At 73.7% G+C, this 19,477-nt stretch carries 17 protein-coding genes; 15 read left to right on the top strand and 2 right to left on the bottom strand.

Translation table 11 applies throughout. The features are described from left to right. Nucleotides 1-2: 2 nt before the first annotated feature. Nucleotides 3-920 carry a DNA-3-methyladenine glycosylase family protein gene (locus JNO54_RS12395; RefSeq protein ID WP_204144169.1) on the top strand — a complete coding sequence of 306 codons (918 nt, stop codon included), beginning with the start codon at nt 3-5 and terminating at the stop codon, nt 918-920. Nucleotides 921-977: 57 nt separating this feature from the next. Here JNO54_RS12395 and JNO54_RS12390 read toward each other — a convergent pair whose 3' ends face one another. Further along, a complete protein-coding gene (locus tag JNO54_RS12390) occupies nt 978-1,865 on the bottom strand; it encodes a 2-phospho-L-lactate transferase CofD family protein (RefSeq protein ID WP_204144168.1) in 888 nt (295 codons plus the stop codon). 203 nt (nt 1,866-2,068) lie between these two features. Here JNO54_RS12390 and JNO54_RS12385 point away from each other — a divergent pair, with 203 nt between their 5' ends. From JNO54_RS12385 to JNO54_RS12375, 3 genes are read left to right on the top strand one after another with little or no spacing between them, the layout of a single operon-like run. After that, nucleotides 2,069-2,335, top strand: coding sequence for a WhiB family transcriptional regulator (locus JNO54_RS12385; protein ID WP_204144167.1), 267 nt, complete (start codon nt 2,069-2,071; stop codon nt 2,333-2,335). Nucleotides 2,336-2,345: 10 nt separating this feature from the next. Beyond that, nucleotides 2,346-5,420 carry a glycosyltransferase gene (locus tag JNO54_RS12380; protein WP_204144166.1) on the top strand — a complete coding sequence of 1,025 codons (3,075 nt, stop codon included), beginning with the start codon at nt 2,346-2,348 and terminating at the stop codon, nt 5,418-5,420. Next, a complete protein-coding gene (locus JNO54_RS12375) occupies nt 5,417-6,853 on the top strand; it encodes a DUF5719 family protein (protein ID WP_204144165.1) in 1,437 nt (478 codons plus the stop codon). Before JNO54_RS12380 ends, JNO54_RS12375 begins: the two co-directional genes overlap by 4 nt. A 5-nt stretch (nt 6,854-6,858) precedes the next feature. Here JNO54_RS12375 and JNO54_RS12370 read toward each other — a convergent pair whose 3' ends face one another. Then, nucleotides 6,859-7,191, bottom strand: a complete 333-nt coding sequence (locus tag JNO54_RS12370; RefSeq protein WP_204144164.1) for a metallopeptidase family protein — start codon at nt 7,189-7,191, stop codon at nt 6,859-6,861. Nucleotides 7,192-7,327: 136 nt separating this feature from the next. Here JNO54_RS12370 and JNO54_RS12365 point away from each other — a divergent pair, with 136 nt between their 5' ends. The 11 genes from JNO54_RS12365 (at nt 7,328) to hpf (ending at nt 19,473) form a co-directional block, all read left to right on the top strand. Beyond that, nucleotides 7,328-7,720 (top strand): DUF3499 domain-containing protein, encoded by a 393-nt coding sequence (locus JNO54_RS12365; RefSeq protein WP_307818207.1) that lies wholly within the window; start codon nt 7,328-7,330, stop codon nt 7,718-7,720. A gap of 43 nt (nt 7,721-7,763) precedes the next feature. Then, nucleotides 7,764-9,197: a phosphomannomutase/phosphoglucomutase gene (locus tag JNO54_RS12360; RefSeq protein WP_204144163.1), complete on the top strand. Its 1,434-nt coding sequence runs from the start codon at nt 7,764-7,766 to the stop codon at nt 9,195-9,197. Nucleotides 9,198-9,229: 32 nt separating this feature from the next. Beyond that, nucleotides 9,230-9,424, top strand: a complete 195-nt coding sequence (locus JNO54_RS12355) for a Trm112 family protein (protein ID WP_204144162.1) — start codon at nt 9,230-9,232, stop codon at nt 9,422-9,424. 4 nt (nt 9,425-9,428) lie between these two features. Then, nucleotides 9,429-10,847 (top strand): mycothione reductase, encoded by a 1,419-nt coding sequence (locus tag JNO54_RS12350; protein WP_204144161.1) that lies wholly within the window; start codon nt 9,429-9,431, stop codon nt 10,845-10,847. 109 nt (nt 10,848-10,956) lie between these two features. Next, nucleotides 10,957-11,976, top strand: coding sequence for a DUF808 domain-containing protein (locus JNO54_RS12345; RefSeq protein WP_204144160.1), 1,020 nt, complete (start codon nt 10,957-10,959; stop codon nt 11,974-11,976). 119 nt (nt 11,977-12,095) lie between these two features. Next, the gene (gene ahcY / locus JNO54_RS12340) at nt 12,096-13,538 is read left to right on the top strand and encodes an adenosylhomocysteinase (RefSeq protein WP_204144159.1); all 1,443 of its coding nucleotides are present in this window, start codon (nt 12,096-12,098) and stop codon (nt 13,536-13,538) included. Between the two features lie 147 nt (nt 13,539-13,685). Then, nucleotides 13,686-14,363 (top strand): MtrAB system response regulator MtrA, encoded by a 678-nt coding sequence (gene mtrA, locus JNO54_RS12335; RefSeq protein WP_204144158.1) that lies wholly within the window; start codon nt 13,686-13,688, stop codon nt 14,361-14,363. 2 nt (nt 14,364-14,365) lie between these two features. Then, nucleotides 14,366-16,054, top strand: a complete 1,689-nt coding sequence (gene mtrB / locus JNO54_RS12330; RefSeq protein WP_204144157.1) for an MtrAB system histidine kinase MtrB — start codon at nt 14,366-14,368, stop codon at nt 16,052-16,054. Next, on the top strand, nt 16,051-17,835 hold the full coding sequence (locus JNO54_RS12325) for an LpqB family beta-propeller domain-containing protein (protein ID WP_204144156.1): 1,785 nt from the start codon (nt 16,051-16,053) through the stop codon (nt 17,833-17,835). The genes mtrB and JNO54_RS12325 overlap by 4 nt, the downstream gene beginning before the upstream one ends. A 94-nt stretch (nt 17,836-17,929) precedes the next feature. Then, entirely contained in the window at nt 17,930-18,682 is a 753-nt protein-coding gene (locus JNO54_RS12320) for a ComF family protein (protein ID WP_204144155.1), read from the top strand. A 149-nt stretch (nt 18,683-18,831) separates the two neighbouring features. Continuing rightward, entirely contained in the window at nt 18,832-19,473 is a 642-nt protein-coding gene (gene hpf / locus JNO54_RS12315) for a ribosome hibernation-promoting factor, HPF/YfiA family (protein ID WP_204144154.1), read from the top strand. Nucleotides 19,474-19,477: the final 4 nt, after the last annotated feature.

Genomic DNA, 19,477 nt, shown 5'->3' with positions numbered 1-19,477 from the left:
GCATGGAGCGCACCCGACGGCACCAGCCGCCGGGTCTCGACGCCCCGGTCCGTCTCGACCGGGTGCTCGCCCCCTTCCACCGCGGCGCCGGCGACCCCACGTCGCAACGGGAGGGCGAGGCCTGGTGGCTGGCCTGGACCACGGCCGACGGTCCGGTGAGCGCGAGGCTGCGCCCCGGCGCCGACGTCGAGGCCACGGCGTGGGGGCCGGGTGCCGCGTGGTTCCTCGAGGCGCTGCCCGACCTGCTCGGGGGCCGCGACGACCCCACGGGCTTCGTCCCGCACCACGACCTCGTGGCCCGCAGCTGGCCCTCGTGGTCGACCTGGCGGGCACCCGCGTCGCGGCTCGTCCTGCAGGCCCTCGTCTGCGCCGTCATCGAGCAGCGGGTCACCGGCCGCGAGGCCTTCGCGTCCTACCGCCGGCTCGTCCGCCGCTTCGGGACCCCGGCGCCCGGGCCGGCGGGCGAGCGTGGGATGGTCTGCCCGCCGACGGCGAAGGGGTGGGCCGCGATCCCGTCGTGGGCGTGGCTGGAGTCGGGGGTCGAGCAGTCGCGCAGCCGGGTCGTCGTGTCCGCGGCGCGCGTCGCCGGCCGGCTCGAAGAGTGCGCCGACCTCCCGCGCGGCGAGGCGCGGCGCCGCCTGCTGGCCCTCCCGGGCGTCGGGCGCTGGACCGCCGCCGAGGTCGCCCACCGGGCTCTCGGGGACGCCGACGCCGTGAGCTTCGGCGACTACCACCTCGCCCGCGACGTCACGTACGCACTCACCGGCGAGATCGGTGACGACGACGACCTCGCCCGCCTGCTCGAGCCCTACGCCGGCCACCGCCACCGCGCGTGCGTCATCGTCGTGGGGACGGGCCCGGCGGTGCCCCGGAGAGGTCCCCGCCGGACCCTGCCGACCCACCTGCCGCGCCGCTTCTGAGCCGGCGGCACCACCCCCTTCGCGCCCCTCCTGCGCGCCGGGGGCGAGGGATGAGCCTCAGACCGCCCCGAGGACGGCTGCCGCGAGCTCGGCCGGGGTGGTGCCGGGGGAGCGGACCACCCGCAGCGAGGCGGGGTACCGCTCGTCCGGACCGGCGGCGGGGCCGGTGACCCAGACGTCCGCCATGTCGCGGAAGACCGTGGCGGCGCCCGGCCCGCTCTCCGGCAGGCCGGCCACGGCGAGCCCGGGCGCGCCCCCTTCGCCCGTCATGGGGTCGACGACGACCACCGACGCGTCGGTGCCTCGGAGCGCGTCGCTCACTCCGGCCACGCCGAGGAGCGCGCCTGTCTCGAGGACCGGGTCGGCGGGAGCCACGACGACGACCTCCGCCGACCGGATGGCGTCGAGGACCCCGGGGGCGGCGACGGCCCGGTCGAGCCCGGCGACGACGACCCGGCTGGGCAGCGGAGCACCCTCGAGCTGCTCGCGCCACTGGCGGACATGGACCGCCGACTGCGGGGCCTCGCCGTCCGGCAGGTCGAGGACCACATGGGTCTCGACAGGGAGGTCGGTGACCGGGCGCAGGGTCACGCCGGCGGGCAGCCCGCGGGCCGCTGCGAGACGTCCGAGAACCTCGCTGGGGCTTGCGCCCCGAGCCAGCCACGCGCTGCGGGCGAGGTGCGTCGCGAGGTCCTCGTCGTGCAGGACCGGCCAGCCGGGCACGCCGAGCCTCCCGAGCTGGTCCTGGACCTCGCGACCGCGGGGCGTGGGGCGACCTGCCAGCGCGTCGAGGACGGCGTCGGCCACCGGCCACTGCCGCAGGTCGAGAGCCGTGAGGTCCTCACCCGTGGCGACGACGACCTCGGCCGGTCCTGCCGCACGGGCGAGCAGGTCGGCGACGAAGGGGGCGGAGCGGGTCGAGGGGGCAAGGACCGTCAGGCGCATGGGCATAGTCTCGCGCAGCCTCCCCATACACCCTCGGGGAGGGCAACGGGGGGGGGGCGTCGCCGCATAGCGCTTCCGGCTTGACTAATCACGTATGACACGCGTGTAATTTCGGTGATGTTCTTTCTGCCCCGGGCAGGTCGTGACATCGCACACGCGAGATCTCTCGCGTGGGTCGAGTGCGAAACATCGAGGAGGGACCGATGCACGACCTGCTTCTGCTGACCCCGATCCAGGACGACGAGGCCGAGGAGATGTCCTGGCAGGAGCGCTCGCTCTGTGCCCAGACCGATCCCGAGGCCTTCTTCCCGGAGAAGGGCGGATCCACCCGTGAGGCCAAGAAGGTGTGCGTCGGCTGCGAGGTGCGCAAGGAGTGTCTCGAGTACGCGCTGGCCAACGACGAGCGCTTCGGCATCTGGGGCGGGCTCTCGGAGCGCGAGCGGCGCAAGCTGAAGAAGCGCGCCGTCTGACGCGCTCCTCGTGACTGACGCACCTCCCGAGCATCGCCCCCCGACCGCGGCGCCCTCACGCCGGGTCCCCGAGGACGAGCCGGCCGTCTCGGCCGTCCTCCTCGCCAGCACGTCCGACGACGCGGCCGCCGCGATCGCCGCCCTCCTCGCCCAGACCGCTGCCCATCCGGCCACGGACGCCGGCCCCCTCGTCTCGACACTCCTCCTCGTCGACTCGAGCCCGGACGGTCTCGGTGACCTCGAGGCGCTCGCGGCCCCCGCGCGCCAGGCCGGTGCCAGCGTGCTCGTCACCCGGCTGCCCGAGCGCAAGAGCGCGCGACGAGCGCTGCGCGACCTCGTCGCGAGCCTGCCCACCCACGACGGGCGCCGCGACCTGGTCTGGATCCTCACGAGCCGCTGCCGTCCGCAGCCGGAGGCGCTGACCCGCCTCGTCGGCGCGGTCGCCCGCGGGGTGGCGATAGCCACCCCGAAGCTCGTCGACGTCGCCGACCCGGGTGTCATCGTCCGGCAGGGGATCCAGGTCACCCGGGCCGGCCGTCTCGTCCCCACGCCCCGGTCTGGGGAGCGCGACCAGGGACAGCACGACGACGCCCTCGACGTCATCGCGGGACCGCTCGAGGGTCTGCTCGTGGACCGGCAGGCCTACCTCGACCTCGACGGGCACCACGCGTCGCTCGGCGAGCTGGGCGCGGACCTCGACCTCGGGTGGCGCGCGCACCGCAGGGGCCTGCGGGTCGTCGCCGTCCCCGACGCGCGGGTCGCCGTCGTCCCCCGGAGCGACGAGCGCCGCCCGGGCAGCGACCACCGGGCCCAGGCGCGCAGCGTCGCGCTCGCGCGCGGCACGGCCCTCTCGCTGCCGCTGCGGGCGCTCGGAGGCGCACTGGTCTCCGGCCTGCTCGCCCTCGGCCTGCTGCTCATCCGTCGGCCCGACCTCGCCACCGAGGAGCTCGCCCTCGTCAAGGGGTCGCTCAGCCCCAGGCTCCTCCCGGCGGTGCGCCGTCGGGGGTCGTCTGCCGAGGTCGGGCGTCGGGACCTCTCCACGCTCTTCGTCGCCGACGACCAGGCCCGCCGCCGACTCGTCGACGACATCCGGGGCGCCGACGAGCGCCTCGACGGCCGCACCGCCGGGGGAGACACCGGCAGCGTGCTCCGCAGCCCCCTCCCGTACCTGCTCCTCGCGGCGGTCGCCATGTCCGCCTGGGCGGGGCGCTTCATCACCGGTGAGCTCCGGGACGGCCCTGACGGTGGGCTCGTCGGCGGCGAGCTGCTCGGGGGCCGGGCCACGGCCCGCTCCCTCTTCGCGGCCTGGCGTGACGCCTGGAACGGCTCCGGGGTCGGCGCGGCGGGGGAGCAGAGTCCCGCCCTGCTGCTCCTCGCTGCGGCGAGCTGGGTCGTGGAGCGCCTGCCCGGGGGCGACCAGACCGGCTCGCCCGCCGGTGTCGTGCTCACCGTCTTCGTCCTTGCTGCCCTGCCGCTGGCTGCGCTGGTCGCCTACCGGGCCGCCCGGGTCGTCACCCCGGCGCGATGGGTCCGCGCCCTGCTGGGCCTGGGCTGGGTCGCCACCCCGGTTGCCGCCGCCGCAGCGGGCGAAGGGAGGGTGGGCGCCCTCGTGGCCATCGTCCTGCTACCGCGGGTGGGGGCAGGTGTCGTGCGTGCATCGCGCGCGGGACCGGGGTCGAGCGACGCCGTGCGGACAGCCCTGTGGGCCGCCGTCGTCGGGGTCTTCGTCCCCGCCCTCGGCCTGCTCGTCGTCCTCGTCGGGCTCGGGCTGCTGCTTCGCGGCGGGCCCGGTCGGAGAGGGCGGGGGATCGCCCTCGCTGCGGTCCCGCTCTTCCTCGCGGGGCCGTGGCTGCTCACGCTCCGGGCCGAGCCGCTGCGGCTGCTCGCCGGCTGGGGCACGACCTCGCACGGCGACCTGCCCGAGGGCTGGCGGCTCGCGGCGGCGGCTCCCGGTGGACCGGGAGAGATCCCGCTCTGGTGGTACCTGCCGGTCCTGCTGCTCGCCATCCTCGGCCTCGTCGTGGGACGCGCCGCCCTGAGCGTCGCGGCCGCGGTCGTCGCGGTCCTCGGAGCCGCAGGCGCCGTCGTGTCCCCCTTCGTCGTCCTCGGCACGGTGCCGGCCGGGACGCCCGGCGCGGGGCTCGACATCCATCCCTGGCCCGGTACCGGGGGGCTGCTCGTCACCGTCGGTCTCCTCGTGCTCGCCGGGCTCGGGGTCACCGGCCTGCCCGCCGCCACCGGCCGGGCGCGGCAGGTGGCCCGGGCACTCCCGGCTGTGACCCTCGCGGTCGGGGTCCTCGGGAGTGCCGCCCTCGTGGCCCTCACCAGCTTCGGCGACGGACTGACGACCTGGCGCGACGAGCGCCCGCGGATCGCGATCGAGGCGGCCGAGGGACCGCTCGCGTCAAGGACGCTCGTGCTCGCGCGCGCCGACGGTCGTCTCACCAGCCGGCTCGTCGGCCGGGAGGCCCCGCAGCTCGTCCGCGACCTCCCGCGGCCGATGACGGAGGAGGGGGTCAGCCGCGAGGTCGCGGCGCTGCTCGGCCTGGGGGCGAGCGGCCGCACGCCGGTCGACGTCGCGCTCGGGACGTGGGGGATCGGCTACGTGACGATGCACCACCCGACGAAGGAGGACGAGGTGGCCATCGACTCGACCCCCGGGCTTCGTCGGATGAGCGACGGGGAGGGGACGACCACCTGGTCGGTGCGGCCGGACGCCATGGGCGCGCGGACACCCTCGCGGGCACGGCTCGTCGGGGAGGACGGCTCGCTCACCCTCGACGGGCTGGCTGACCACAGCGCGAGCGTGCGGAGCCACCCGGTGCAGGGCCCGGGGCGGATCGTCGTCGGAGAGGCGGTGGGCTGGACCGAGCACGCCGTCGTCACGGGGGACCGCACCCCGCTGGTCCTCGACACCCGCAGCGCCGCCCCGACCTATGCCGTGCCCGAGGGAGTCTCCGAGGTGGAGATCGCGGTCGATGTCGGTCATGCCACCTGGAAGTGGGTCATGCTCGGGGCGCTCGTCGTCGCGCTCTACCTGGCACTCCCGACCGACCGGCGCACGCCGCGCGAGGAGGACCGATGAGGAGCCTGGGTGCCGGCCTCGCCATCGCAGCGGCAGCCGCCGTGGTCGCGACCGGGCAGCTCGTCGAGCGGCCTGACGGCGAGGTGACCCCGTCGACACCGACGGCCGCGACCGTCCCCGTGAGCGAGGCAGAGCTGGTCTGCCCCGGAGCGCCGCTCCGCGGGGTCGAGGGCGTCGATGACGTCGCCGCCCCGAGCGTCGTCGCCGGACAGGTGCCCCCGGACGACAGTTCGTCGCCGTCGACGCCGGGCGCGCCCGAGGCGGGCACGCTCACGGTGCACCCCGTGGGGGAGGACCCCCGCGAGGCGCCGGACGGTGCCCGACGGGTGGCGCACCGTGGCGTGGCCCCGGACGGATCGACCCTCGCCGGTGAGGGCGAGCTCGCCGCTGGTCTCGTCGGCGCCGAGCAGGTCGTCGTCGGCCGCGAGTCCGCGGCCGGCGGCAGCATCGCGCCGTGCGTGACGTCCCGGGCGGACCAGTGGCTCGTCGGCGGAGGCGCTGGAGCCGGTCGTCAGGAACGGCTGCTCCTCGTGAACCCGGGGGAGAACCCCGTCTCGGTCGACCTCACCGCACTCTCGCCGGAGGGGACCTCGCGACCGGCCGCGGGCCAGGACATCGTCGTCCCTCCGCGCTCGCGCACCGCGCTGCTCCTCGACGGGGTGACGGGGGGCGACGAGGCACAGGTGCTGCGGGTCACCGCCACCGGAGGTCCCGTCGGTGCCTGGCTCGTCGACCACTGGATGAGCGGCCTCACGCCGCGAGGGCTCGAGGTGGTCCCGGCCACCGCGGGCCCGGACCGGCAGCACGTCCTCGGGGCCGTGCCCGACGCCGGCACGGTCCGGGTCGTGCTCGCCGCCCCGGGCGGACGGGACGCCATCGTCACCGTGCGGGCCATGGACGAGCGGCGGGGGCACGCGGTCGGGGTCGTCACCGTGCCCGCCGGCGGGACCGCCGTGGTGAAGGTCGCCGCGAAGGACTCCGTCCAGGCGCTCTCGGTGACCGCGGACGAGCCCGTCGTGGCGGCGGCGGAGATCGTCGGGCGGCCCCCGAAGGGCGGCGACGCGGGGGACATCGCCTGGAGCGTGGCCGGCCCGCTGGTCGACGACCTCGTCGGCACCACCGTCCCGGCGCAGGTCGACGGCCTCGAGCGCCACCTGGCTCTCTCGTCGCCGGTCGCCGCCTCAGAGGTCGAGGTGATCACGGTGAGCGCCGGTCGGGAGAAGGTCGAGGAGATCGCCCTGGAGAAGGACCGTGCGCGGGTCCTCGCGCTGGGAGACGCCGAGGCCGTCTGGGTGCGTCGCGTCTCCGGCGACGAGGTCCGCGCGTCGGTGCTGACACGCGGCACGGCAGCGGGGGCGCCGGTGCTCAGCGTCACCCCGCTGCTCCGGGCGCGGACGAGCGACCCCGCCGTGGACGTCGTCCCCCTGCCCTGACGGGCTCAGGCCAGACCCGGGTCGATGTCCTCGACCTCGACCCCGAGGAGCTCGGCGACCTGCCGGGCGACGACCATGCCCACGACGGCGGGCAGGTCTCCCTCGCGTGCCGCGAGGGCCTCGACCGGCCGTCGGTAGATGACGATCCGTGGGGGGACCTGCCCGTCGCCCGGGAGGACGCGGGCCAGCGTCGGGCCGTCCTCCCAGGGAGCAGGGTCTGCGGGAGGCACGTCGTCGACGACGAGCTCCACCTGCCGGCCGCGCCGCTCGAGGTGGGACTGGTAGCGCTTCGCGGAGTCGAGCACGAGCTCGTCGAAGGCCTCCGCGCGGGTGAGCATCGCGGGCACCCGGGGCCAGGCGAGCGGTCCCCGACCGCCTCGCCCGCGCCGATCTCGTCCACCTGCCACGGAAGTCAGGGTAGGCGCTCCGGCGCGGCTCCCCGGGCAGGGACCCGCGTGCCCTACATTGTCGAGCGTGAGTGTGTCTCGGATGTGTTCTCGTGCGGCCTGCCCGCACCCGGCGTCAGCCACCCTCACCTACGTGTACTCGGACTCCACCGTCGTCCTCGGACCGCTCGCGACGTACGCCGAGCCGCACGCCTACGACCTCTGCGCCGAGCACGCCGCGCGCCTCACCGCACCCCGTGGCTGGGAGGTCGTGCGCCTGGACACCGGCGCACCGCCGCCCGAGTCGCACGACGACCTGGTCGCGCTGGCCGAGGTCGTCCGTCGTCGCCCGCAGCCCCGCCGGGACGAGACCGCCGGGGCCCGGGCCGTCACGCCGGTGCCCCGCTCGGTCGAGGCCGCGAGCAGCACCCGCGAGACCGGGCGACGCGGCCACCTGCGCGTCCTGCGCGACGAGTCCTGAGGTCCTCCGTCGCCGCTCGCAGGGTGCCGTCTACTCTGATCCGGTGACTCACGACCTCGCTCAGCTCGTCAAGGCGTACGACGTGCGTGGCACCGTGCCCGACCAGATCGACGTCGATGTCGTGTGGGCGCTGGGGGCCGCCTTCGCGGAGGTCGTCGCCGAGGCCGAGGGGGCTCGCGCGGTCGTCGTGGGCCACGACATGCGGCCGTCCTCCCCGGAGCTCGTCCGGGCCCTCGCGGCGGGTATCACCGCGCGGGGCATCGATGTCATCACCATCGGCCTGGCCAGCACCGACGGCCTCTACTACGCGAGCGGGGCTCTCGGGCTCCCGGGCGCGATGTTCACCGCCAGCCACAACCCGGCGCAGTACAACGGCATCAAGCTGTGCCGCGCGGGGGCCCGTCCGGTCGGACAGGACTCCGGCCTCGCGGCGATCCGCGAGCTGGCCCAGCGACACCTCGACGAGGGCCGGTCGGGCTTCGACCGCACCCCTGGCTCGGTGACCGAGCGAGATGTGCTCGCCGACTACGCCGGCTTCCTGCGCGGACTCGTCGACCTGTCGGCGATCCGCCCGCTGACCGTCGTCGTCGACGCGGCCAACGGCATGGGTGGCCTCACGGTGCCCGCCGTCCTCGGGACGGGGGCCGGGCTGCCCGCGCTCCCGCTGAGCATCGAGGAGATGTACTTCGAGCTCGACGGCACCTTCCCCAACCACGAGGCGAACCCGCTCGACCCGAGGAACCTTGTCGACCTCCAGGCCGCCGTCCGCGAGCACGGCGCCGACATCGGCATCGCCTTCGACGGTGACGCGGACCGCTGCTTCGTCGTCGACGAGCACGGTGACCCGGTGAGCCCGAGCGCGATCACCGCGATGATCGCCGCCCGCGAGGTCGCCAAGGAGGTCGCCGCCGGCAGCCCGGCCGGCGACATCGCGATCGTGCACAACGCGATCACCTCGGCGGCGGTGCCGGAGATCATCGCCGAGAGCGGGGCCCGGCCTGTCCGGACCAGGGTCGGGCACTCCTTCGTCAAGGCGACGATGAGCGAGCACGAGGCGGTCTTCGGCGGTGAGCACAGCGCCCACTACTACTTCCGGGACTTCTGGTTCGCCGACACCGGGATGCTCGCCGCGATGCACGTGCTCGCCGCGCTCGGGGAGACGGAGCAGCCGCTGAGCTCGGTCATGGCTCCCTACGACCGGTACCCGGCCTCGGGTGAGATCAACTCCACCGTCGACGACGCGGTCGCGGTCACCGACCGGGTGCGGGCCTGGGTCCAGGAGCGCACCCCTGGGGTCGAGATCGACGAGCTCGACGGGATGACGGTCACCCACGACGGCGACGCCGGTGAGCCCATGTGGTGGTTCAACCTCCGGCCGAGCAACACCGAGCCCCTCCTGCGCCTCAACGTCGAGGCAGCGGACGATGCGACCATGGCACGGGTCCGGGACGAGGTCCTCACCCAGGTCCGCGCCTGACCCACCACGACGACCGACGAAGGAAGGCCGCGATGAGCGCCCAGATCGAACCCTGGCTGCGAGAGATCCTGCGCTGCCCGGCATGCCGCAGCGAGCTGCGCGACGCGGAGGGGCCCTCTGGCCCTGAGCTCGTGTGCACCTCCGGAGAGTGCGGCCTCGCCTACCGGATCGACGACGGGATCCCCGTCCTGCTCGTCGACGAGGGCCGGCGTCCCGGCCCCGCGTAACCACGTGCCGCACCACGACCTCGTCATCATCGGCTCGGGCTCGGGCAACTCCCTCGTCACGCCCGACCTCGAGCACCTCGACATCGCGATCATCGAGGGAGGCCCGGTCTTCGGCGGGACCTGCCTCAACGTCGGCTGCATCCCGACGAAGATGTTCGTCCTGCCCGCCGACCGCGCGCGCGAGGCCGCCACAAGCGCCCACCTCGGCCTCCGGACCCGCTTCGACGGCGCGGACTGGCCGGCCATCCGCGACCGCATCTTCGGTCGGATCGACCCGATCGCCGCTGCAGGGGAGGCCTACCGGCGCGACGGGGAGCGCACGACGCTCTACCGCGGCCACGCCCGCCTCACCGGCGAGCGTCGCCTCGTCGTCGACCTCCCCGAGGGGCCGGTCGAGGTCACGGCCGACCGGGTCGTCATCGCCGCCGGCGCGCACCCGCTCATCCCCACGGCGATCGCCGAGAGCGGGGTGGCGGTCCACACCTCCGACACGATCATGCGGATCGACGACCTGCCGCAGCGGCTCCTCGTCGTCGGCGGAGGCTTCGTCGCGGCGGAGCTCGCCCACGTCTTCGCGTCCCTCGGCACCCGGGTGACGGTGGCCGTCCGGGGCGAAGGGATGCTCACCCACCTCGACGAGGCGATCCGCACCCCCTTCGCCCAGGCCGCGGCGGCCCAGTGGGACGTGCGGACGCGGACCACGGTCGCCACACTCGAGCAGGGGGAGGCCATCCGCGTCACCTTCACCGACGGCACCGAGCTCGAGGTCGACGAGGTCCTCGTCGCCACCGGGCGGGCGCCGAGCACGGAGCACCTCGGGTGCGAGGCCGCCGGCGTCGACCTCCACCCGGACGGCCGGGTCGTCGTCGACGTCCACGGCCGGACGAGCGCCGACGGGGTGTGGGCGCTCGGCGACGTCAGCTCGCCGTACATGCTCAAGCACGTCGCCAACCAGGAGGCCCGGGTCGTCGCGCACAACCTCGCGCACCCGGAGGACCTCCGGGCGTTCATGCACCGGGCGGTGCCGTCGGCGGTCTTCACCCACCCGCAGGTCGCCACGGTCGGCATGACGCAGTCCGAGGCGCGGGCCGCGGGCCACGACGTGTGCGTCCACGTCCAGGACTACGGCTCGACCGCCTACGGCTGGGCGCTCGACGACACGACGAGCCGGTGCGTCCTCGTCGGCGACGCCTCGACCGGCGAGCTGCTCGGGGCGCACCTCGTCGGACCCGAGGCCTCGACGCTCATCCAGCCGCTCATCCAGGCGATGTCGCTCGGGACCCCTCTCGCCGAGGTGGCGCGCGGCCAGTACTGGATCCACCCCGCCCTCACCGAGGTGGTGGAGAACGCGGTCATCGGGCTGCTGGACCTCATGCCCGATACCCCGCCCCACATCACCGAGTCCACGGACACTCCCGGCTGACCTTCCGCGGGTAACCTCTCCCCGTGCTCACCGACCGCGCCACCCGCCACGACGCCGGGGGATCCCCCCTTCGCCCCGCGCTCACCCTCCCCGTGACCGGGGGCCGGCGATGAGCGGCGGCCTCTTCGCGCTCCTCGACGACATCGCGGCGATGGCGCGCCTCGCCGCCGCGAGCGTCGACGACGTCGCGGCCGCCGCGGGGCGGGCCAGCGCGAAGTCGGCCGGTGTCGTCGTCGACGACACCGCGGTGACGCCGCAGTACCTCGAGGGCGTCGACCCGAGCCGAGAGCTCCCGATGATCAAGAAGATCGCCACGGGCTCGCTGCGCAACAAGCTGCTCTTCATCCTGCCGGCGGCGCTGCTGCTCAGCCAGTTCCTGCCGTGGATCGTCACCCCGATCCTCATGCTCGGCGGCTCGTACCTCTGCTACGAGGGCGCCCACAAGGTGTGGGGCAAGATCCTCGGCCACGAGGACCACCACGCACCGGTCGCCGCATCGGAGGGCGAGGACGCCGCCGCGCAGGAGGAGAAGGTCACCTCCAACGCGATCCGCACCGACTTCATCCTCTCCGCCGAGATCATGGTCATCGCGCTCAAGGAGGTCGCCGCCGAGGGCTTCGTCGCGCGCGCGGTCATCCTCACCGTCGTCGCGATCCTCATCACCCTCGTCGTCTACGGCGTCGTCGCGCTCATCGTCAAGATGGACGACATCGGCCTCAAGCTCGCCGAGAAGCCGAGGACCGAGGGCCTGGGCCGGGGTCTCGTCAAGGCGATGCCGAAGGTCCTCGCGGCCATCTCGGTCATCGGCACCGTCGCGATGATCTGGGTCGGCGGGCACATCATCCTCGTCGGTCTCGAGGAGACCCACTGGCTGCCGCAGCCCTACGAGTGGGTCCATCACGTCGAGGAGCAGGTCGCCGCCGCGACCGGCGCCGTCGGAGGCGCGCTCGGGTGGCTCACGAACACCTTCTTCTCCTTCGTCGCCGGCCTGCTCTGGGGCAGCGTCATCGTCGGGGTCGTCTCGCTCCTGCCCTTCGGGAAGAAGGGCGGCGGCCACGGCGAGGGCCACGGTGACGGTCCGGCGGACGGGCGCGGTGACGCGGCCGCCGCCCCGACCGCGGCGCACTGACCCGCACGCCTCGTACACTGGGGCTGCCGGCGTGGGTGATGACCCCGAGGGTCCAGAAGGACGACGCCGGGTCGCGAAACTTCGCCCACCTGTGAACCCCACTCTCTAGGAGCACACGCGTGTCCTTCGACTACAAGGTCGCCGACCTGGGCCTCGCCGAGGCCGGCCGCCACCAGATCCGTCTCGCCGAGCACGAGATGCCCGGTCTCATGTCCCTGCGCGAGGAGTACGGCGAGAGCCAGCCCCTCAAGGGCGCCCGGATCGCCGGCTCGCTGCACATGACCGTGCAGACCGCCGTCCTCATCGAGACCCTCACCGCGCTCGGCGCAGAGGTCCGCTGGGCCAGCTGCAACATCTACTCCACCCAGGACGAGGCGGCCGCCGCGATCGTCGTCGGTCAGGGCACCCCCGAGGACCCCCAGGGTGTCCCGGTCTTCGCCTGGAAGGGCGAGACCCTCGAGGAGTACTGGGACTGCACCGAGCAGATCCTCACCTGGCCCGAGTCCGGCGCCGAGAGTGGCCCGAACATGATCCTCGACGACGGCGGCGACGCGACGATGCTCGTCCTCAAGGGCCGTCAGTGGGAGGAGGCGGGCCAGGTCCCGCCGACGACCGAGGAGGACTCCGAGGAGCTCAGTGTCTTCAAGGCGCTCGTCCGCCGGACGATGGAGGCCGACCCGACGAGGTGGACCGAGGTGAGCAAGGGCATCAAGGGCGTCACCGAGGAGACCACCACGGGCGTCCACCGCCTCTACCAGCTCGCCGAGGCGGGCGAGCTGATCTTCCCGGCGATCAACGTCAACGACTCCGTCACCAAGTCCAAGTTCGACAACAAGTACGGCATCCGGCACAGCCTCGTCGACGGCCTGAACCGGGCCACCGACGTCCTCATCGGCGGCAAGGTCGCCGTGGTCTGCGGCTACGGCGACGTCGGCAAGGGCAGCGCCGAGAGCCTCCGCGGCCAGGGCGCCCGCGTCATCGTCACCGAGGTCGACCCCATCTGCGCGCTCCAGGCCGCGATGGACGGCTACCAGGTCGCGCGGCTCGACTCCGTCGCCGACCAGGCGGACATCTTCGTCACGACGACCGGCTGCTACGACGTCATCACCGCCGAGCACATGGCGGCGATGAAGGACAAGGCGATCGTCGCCAACGTCGGTCACTTCGACAACGAGATCGACATGGCCGGGCTGGCCCGGGTCGAGGGCATCACCAAGACCGAGATCAAGCCGCAGGTCCACGAGTGGACCTTTGCCGACGGGCACTCGATCATCGTGCTGTCCGAGGGCCGCCTCATGAACCTCGGCAACGCCACCGGCCACCCGAGCTTCGTCATGAGCAACTCCTTCGCGAACCAGACGATCGCGCAGATCGAGCTCTTCACGAAGACCAGCGAGTACGACAACGAGGTCTACACCCTGCCCAAGCACCTCGACGAGAAGGTCGCGCGCCTGCACCTCGACGCCCTCGGGGTCGAGCTCACCGAGCTGACCAAGGGCCAGGCCGAGTACCTCGGCGTCGACGTGGCGGGCCCGTACAAGCCGGAGCACTACCGGTACTGACGGACACCCGTCGTCGAGGGACGAAGGGGGATCCCCCCTTCGTCCCTCGCGGCACCTGTCGCACGCGGCGGGCCTGGAGGCCCAGACCGGCCGCATGTGCGACCATGGCGAGGCGCAGCGAGACGTACCACCCAGGAGGGACCGCACGTGAAGGGACGTGTCCTCGTCGTCGACGACGACCAGGCGCTGGCCGAGATGCTCGGGATCGTCCTCCAGAAGGAGGGTCTCGAGGTGAGCCACGTCGCCGACGGGTCGCGGGCGGTCGACGCCTTCCGCGAGACCCGGCCCGACCTCGTGCTCCTCGACGTCATGCTCCCGGGCATGGACGGCATCGAGATCTGCCGGCGCATCCGCCAGGAGTCCGGCGTCCCGATCGTCATGCTCACCGCGCGCACCGACACGGTCGACGTCGTCGTGGGTCTGGAGTCCGGCGCCGACGACTACGTCGTCAAGCCCTTCAAGCCGCAGGAGCTCATCGCCCGGCTGCGCGCCCGGCTGCGCCGCGGCGACGAGCCGGAGCCCGAGCGGCTGCAGATCGGTGACCTCACCATCGACGTCGCGGGCCACTCCGTGAAGCGCGGCGACACCCAGCTCTCGCTGACCCCCCTCGAGTTCGACCTCCTCGTCGCCCTGGCCCGCAAGCCCTGGCAGGTCTTCGCCCGCGAGGTCCTCCTCGAGCAGGTGTGGGGCTACCGGCACGCCGGCGACACCCGGCTCGTCAACGTGCACGTCCAGCGGCTGCGCAGCAAGATCGAGCTCGACCCCGAGAACCCGCAGATCGTCGTGACGGTCCGGGGCGTCGGGTACAAGGCCGGCCCGGCCTGAGGATGTCCGCCCGGCCGGACACCGTCGCGCCGGGTCCGCTCGCCCTGCCGACCCGGATCCTGCGCCAGCTCATCGGCAGGTGGCGCCGCAGCCTGCAGCTGAGGGTCGTGTCCATGACCCTGGTGCTCGGTCTCATCACCGTCTCGATCATCAGCGTGGCGATGTACCGCTCGATCGCTGAGGGTCTCGTCTCCGACCGGGTCACGACCTCGCAGACCGTCGCCCGACAGCTGACGAACGACGCCCAGGAGGCGCTCGACCAGACCGACCAGACCGAGACCCCGGCGAAGCTGTCGCAGGCGGTCAACGACATCGTGAACTCCACGCTGGCGCCCCCGGCCGACGACCGGTCGCGGTACTTCGTGCTCACGCGCTCGCAGGGCAACGAGGAGCCGGGACCGCCGCTGGAGACCCGCTTCATCAAGGGCAGCGGCATCGACCTCAGCGACATCCCGGCGGAGCTGCAGCAGGCGGTGGGGGCCGACCCCGAGCGCCAGCAGACGACGACCATCGAGGTGGTGCGCAACGGCACCGAGGCGCCCGACGTCACCGGTAGCGCCTCCGAGGAGACCGTCACCGCGGTCGTCGTCGGGTCGCAGATCACCGTCCCCACGGCCGGTGCCTACGACGTCTACCTCGTCTTCCCGATGGACCGGGAGGAGCGCACGCTCGGGACGATCTCGCGCTCCTTCATCCTCGGCGCGCTCTCGCTGCTCATCCTCGTCTCGGGCGTGGCCTTCGTCGTCACGAGGCAGGTGGTCACCCCGGTGCGTCGCGCGGCCGCGGTCGCCGAGCGACTGTCCTCCGGCCACCTCAACGAGCGCATGTCGGCCCGGGGCCACGACGACCTCGCCCAGCTCGGCAGGTCGTTCAACGACATGGCCGACAGCCTCCAGGCGCAGATCCGCCAGCTCGAAGGCCTCTCGCGGGTGCAGCAGCGCTTCGTCTCGGACGTCTCGCACGAGCTGCGGACCCCGCTGACGACGATCACCATGGCCGCCGACGTCCTCATGGCGAGCAAGGACGAGCTCGACCCCGTCGCGGCGCGCTCGGCGGAGCTGCTCGTCGCCGAGCTCGAGCGCTTCGAGGCCCTCCTCGCGGACCTCCTCGAGATCAGCCGGCACGACGCGGGAGCGGCGGTGCTCGACCTCGAGCCGACCGACCTCAACGCGGTCGTCGACCGGGCCATCGCCTCGGCCGAGCCCATCGCGCAGGTCCGTGGGTCGACGGTCTCGGTCGAGCGTACGAGCCTGACGGCCATCGCTGAGATCGACAGTCGGCGGATCGAGCGGATCCTGCGCAACCTCGTCGTCAACGCGATCGAGCACGGGGAGGGGAAACCGGTCGTCGTCCACGTCGGGGAGAACGCCGACGCGGTCTCCGTCGTCGTCGAGGACCACGGCGTCGGGCTCCGGTCCGGGGAGGCCTCGCTCGTCTTCAACCGCTTCTGGCGCGCGGACCCCGCGCGGGCCCGGACGACCGGGGGGACGGGCCTGGGCCTGGCGATCTCGCTCGAGGACGCCCGCCTGCACCACGGCTGGCTCCAGGCCTGGGGTGAGCCGGGAGAGGGGTCACGCTTCCGGCTCACCCTGCCCAAGAACCCCAACGGGCAGATCACGGCGGCCGCGCTGCCCCTCACCCCGACGGAGGTCCTCGAGGCCTCGCCCCGCGGGGCAGGGGAGGACGCATGAGCGGCGGCGGGCGCACCTGGTCGACATCGGCGGTCACGCGGCGCGCGGCCCTCGGCGTCATGAGCCTCGGGGTCCTCGGCGCCTGCGGCCTGACGGTCGACGAGACCGTCCGGCCCGGCCTGGATGTCGAGGTGCCCCAGGACGAGGGGATCCAGTACCAGCCCGAGGGTCCCCGTGCGGGCATGACCCCCGAGGACATCGTCCGGGGATTCCTCCGGGCCGGTGCGGCGACCGGCAACGGGCTGTCGGTGGCCCGCAGCTACCTCACCGACGAGGCGAGCCGCGCGTGGCGGCCCGACGACGCCCAGACGATCGTCCACTCGGACGAAGGGGTGGTCCTCCGGGACGAGGACGGGTCCCTGGAGGTCTCGGCGCGGGTCGTGGCCCGGATCGACACCGACGCCCGTCTCAGCCTCTCCCGCTCGACCGACGGGGCGAGCGTCGCGTTCGGCATGTCGCAGGTGGCCGGGGAGTGGCGCATCGCGGAGGTGCAGGAGGGCTTCGGCCGGCTCCTCCCGCTCTCTCGGGTCGACCAGATGTACCGCCGGTACCGGGTGCACTACACGGCGATCGGGTGGAACCGGCTCGTGCCGGACCTGCGTTGGATCCCCAGCGACCAGGAGGCCACCCGGCTCGTCCGGACCCAGCTCGGGCGGGTGCCCGACCATCTCGACGGTGCCGTGCAGACCGACGAGACCGCGGAGCTGCGCTTCGACGCCGTGCCGGTCATCTCCGGGGTCGCGCAGGTCGACCTCAAGCGTGGCCTGTCCGCCGACCCCACACTGCGGCGCAACCTCGCGGCTCAGCTCGTCGCCTCCCTCGTGCAGCTGCCGACGGTCTCCGAGGTGGCAATGAGCATCAACGGCTCGCGGGTGGACATCGAGGGCGTCGACCCGCCGTGGACGAGCCCCTCGCAGTTCGGGTTCATCGAGGCGCGCGCACCCGAGGAGCAGTCAGCCGTGGTCCGGGACGGCCGACGTCTCGTCCGCGTCTCGTTGGCCGACGTCACCTCGGTGACGCCAGAGGGCGTCGCTGCCCTGGACACCCCCTTCGCCGACGTCCCGGCCGACTGGAACCGGCTCGCCGTGAGCCTCGACGGCAAGGAGGTCGCGGGGGTGCGCTCCTCGGGGCTCGAGCTCGTGCGATGGCGCGACGACGGGCGGGCCATCCCCGTCGAGCAGTTCGGGAGGCAGATGACCAAGCCGGTCTACGACGCGTCGGGAGTGCTCTGGGTCGGGGGCGTGGGCTCCGAGGCCGGCGACCGGCTGTGGGCGATCAACTCCTCGCTCGACGCGGGGGACGCGGAGGCCGGCCCGACGAAGGTCCCCGCTCTCTGGCTCTCGGGTCGTCGGCCCCGATCGCTCTCGCTGAGCCCGGACAGCGCCTGCATCGCGGTGATCTCCTCCGAGGAGGACGGGAAGGACGTGCAGATCCAGGTGAGCGGTGTCGCCCGTCAGCCGAACGGGCTGCCGACCGGTACCGCCACCCGCGCCCTGCGCGTCGCTGCCGTCATCGAGGACGCGATCGACCTCGCCTGGATCACCCCGACGACGCTCGCCGTGCTCGGCCGCCGGCCCACCGACCAGGAGATCCGCCCGCTCGTCGTCGAGGTGGGCGGGCTCATCTCGGCGCTTGCGCCCGTCCGGGGCGCACGGTCCATCGCGACCACCGGCGGTGTGCGCGACCTCCTCGTGAGCGCGTCGGCGGGCGCCTACGTCCGCACCGGAGCCAGCTGGAGCAAGCTCTCCAGCCCCGGGGCGGTCGTCGTCCCGTCGGCCTGACCCTGGGCCCACAGCCCGGTCCCCAGCGGTCCCTCCGTCCACAGGACGGCTCGCTCACAGCTACCGGTGAGGGGGCGAGCGGGACGCTGCGGTCATGAGGGACCTGCTGCGCTCGGTGATCGATCTCGCCCTGCCCAGCACCTGCGGCGGGTGCCGCGAGCCCGGGACGTCGCTGTGCGCCGCGTGCTCCGGGGCCCTCGCCGGTGCCGCCCGGCCGGCGATCCCGTGCCCACTCCCTGCGGGGTGGCCGCAGTCCTGGGCCGGGGGTGCCTACGCGGGTCCGGCCGCTGCCCTCCTGCGGGCCTACAAGGACGCCGACCGTCGCGACCTCGCGCCCGCGCTGGGCGCCTGTCTGGCCCGGGCCGTCGACGCGACCCTCGGCGCAGATGCCCTCGCGGCCCGGGCGGCCGCGGCGGGGCACCTCGTCGTCGTCCCGGTGCCGAGCGGCCGCCGGACCACCCGGCGCCGCGGAGACCGCCCGGTGCATGCCCTGGCACGGTCCGCGCTCACCGGCCTGGACCCCCGAGAGGCACCTCTCGTCGACGCGCTGAGGCAGGTGCGGGTGGTGGCCGACCAGGCAGGTCTGGGGGCCGACGACCGACGCGCCAACCTCGCCTCCGCGATGGCGGTACCCCGCTCGGCCCGGCACCGGGTGAGCGGGGCGGTGTGCCTCGTCGTCGACGACGTCATCACCTCGGGCAGCACCGTGGTCGAGGCCTGCCGCGCCCTGCGCAGCGCCGGGGCGGTGCACGTCGTGGCCGCCAGCGCCCTGGTGACCCCTCGCCGAGGGGGCCGTGAGCGCCACCCCTACCCCGCGGGAGGATCTGCGACTAGGTTGTCGTCATGAGCCCCCAGGAGCGCGGAGTCCGCAGCCCACGGGGGCTTCCTGGGTTCTCCGGCAGGTGCGGCGTCGAGCCGCGCCGAGGGAGGTGGCCCGCGCACTCTCCGGCCTAGCGCGCCTCGTCCCGCATGCCCCCTTCGTCCCTAGGAGGATCGATGGAGATCGTCGTCACCGGACGGCACGTCACCGTTTCCGACCGTCTGCGCGAGTACGTCACCGACAAGCTGAGCAAGGTCAGTCAGCTCGAGCCGCGGATGCAGCGCGTGGAGGTGCTCGTGAGCCACGAGACCAACCCGCGGCAGGCCAAGACCTCGGAGCGGGTGGAGATCACCTGCCGCTCCAAGGGCCCGGTCATCCGGGCCGAGGCGCGGCACGACGACCGGCAGGCAGCGGTCGACCTCGCGACGGACAAGCTGCTCGAGCGGCTGCGTCGGGCGCACGACAAGCGCAAGGTCCACCGGGGCCGCAAGTCGCCGGTCTCCGTGGCCGAGGCGACCGCGGCGCTGCAGGCACCTCTCGTGGTCGAGACGGAGGCGAGCGACGACGACACGCCGGACCTCTTCGGTGCGGTGGGCAACAGCCCGATCGAGGTGCGGGAGAAGGTGCACCTCAGCGCGCCGATGACCCTCGAGGACGCGCTGCGTGAGATGGAGCTCGTCGGGCACGACTTCTACCTCTTCCACGACAGCGAGACCGACATGGCGAGCGTGGTCTACCGACGCCGCGGCTGGTCCTACGGCGTGCTCCGCCTCGAGAGCGAGGACGAGGCGCCGGCGGCGACCGGCAGCGAGGGCTGACCGC

The sequence above is a fragment of the Janibacter endophyticus genome, from assembly GCF_016888335.1.
Taxonomy (GTDB): domain Bacteria; phylum Actinomycetota; class Actinomycetes; order Actinomycetales; family Dermatophilaceae; genus Marihabitans; species Marihabitans endophyticum.
This window is presented reverse-complemented; position numbering and strand designations above follow the sequence as displayed.

Excerpts from the sequence above, each read along its gene's own strand:
- mtrB (WP_204144157.1), top strand. The coding sequence starts at position 14,366 with ATGTCCGCCCGGCCGGACACCGTCGCGCCGGGTCCGCTCGCCCTGCCG.
- JNO54_RS12385 (WP_204144167.1), top strand. The coding sequence starts at position 2,069 with ATGCACGACCTGCTTCTGCTGACCCCGATCCAGGACGACGAGGCCGAG.
- JNO54_RS12395 (WP_204144169.1), top strand. The coding sequence starts at position 3 with ATGGAGCGCACCCGACGGCACCAGCCGCCGGGTCTCGACGCCCCGGTC.
- JNO54_RS12325 (WP_204144156.1), top strand. The coding sequence starts at position 16,051 with ATGAGCGGCGGCGGGCGCACCTGGTCGACATCGGCGGTCACGCGGCGC.
- JNO54_RS12320 (WP_204144155.1), top strand. The coding sequence starts at position 17,930 with ATGAGGGACCTGCTGCGCTCGGTGATCGATCTCGCCCTGCCCAGCACC.
- JNO54_RS12355 (WP_204144162.1), top strand. The coding sequence starts at position 9,230 with ATGAGCGCCCAGATCGAACCCTGGCTGCGAGAGATCCTGCGCTGCCCG.
- JNO54_RS12345 (WP_204144160.1), top strand. The coding sequence starts at position 10,957 with ATGAGCGGCGGCCTCTTCGCGCTCCTCGACGACATCGCGGCGATGGCG.
- hpf (WP_204144154.1), top strand. The coding sequence starts at position 18,832 with ATGGAGATCGTCGTCACCGGACGGCACGTCACCGTTTCCGACCGTCTG.
- JNO54_RS12370 (WP_204144164.1), bottom strand. The coding sequence starts at position 7,191 with ATGCTCACCCGCGCGGAGGCCTTCGACGAGCTCGTGCTCGACTCCGCG.
- JNO54_RS12375 (WP_204144165.1), top strand. The coding sequence starts at position 5,417 with ATGAGGAGCCTGGGTGCCGGCCTCGCCATCGCAGCGGCAGCCGCCGTG.
- JNO54_RS12390 (WP_204144168.1), bottom strand. The coding sequence starts at position 1,865 with ATGCGCCTGACGGTCCTTGCCCCCTCGACCCGCTCCGCCCCCTTCGTC.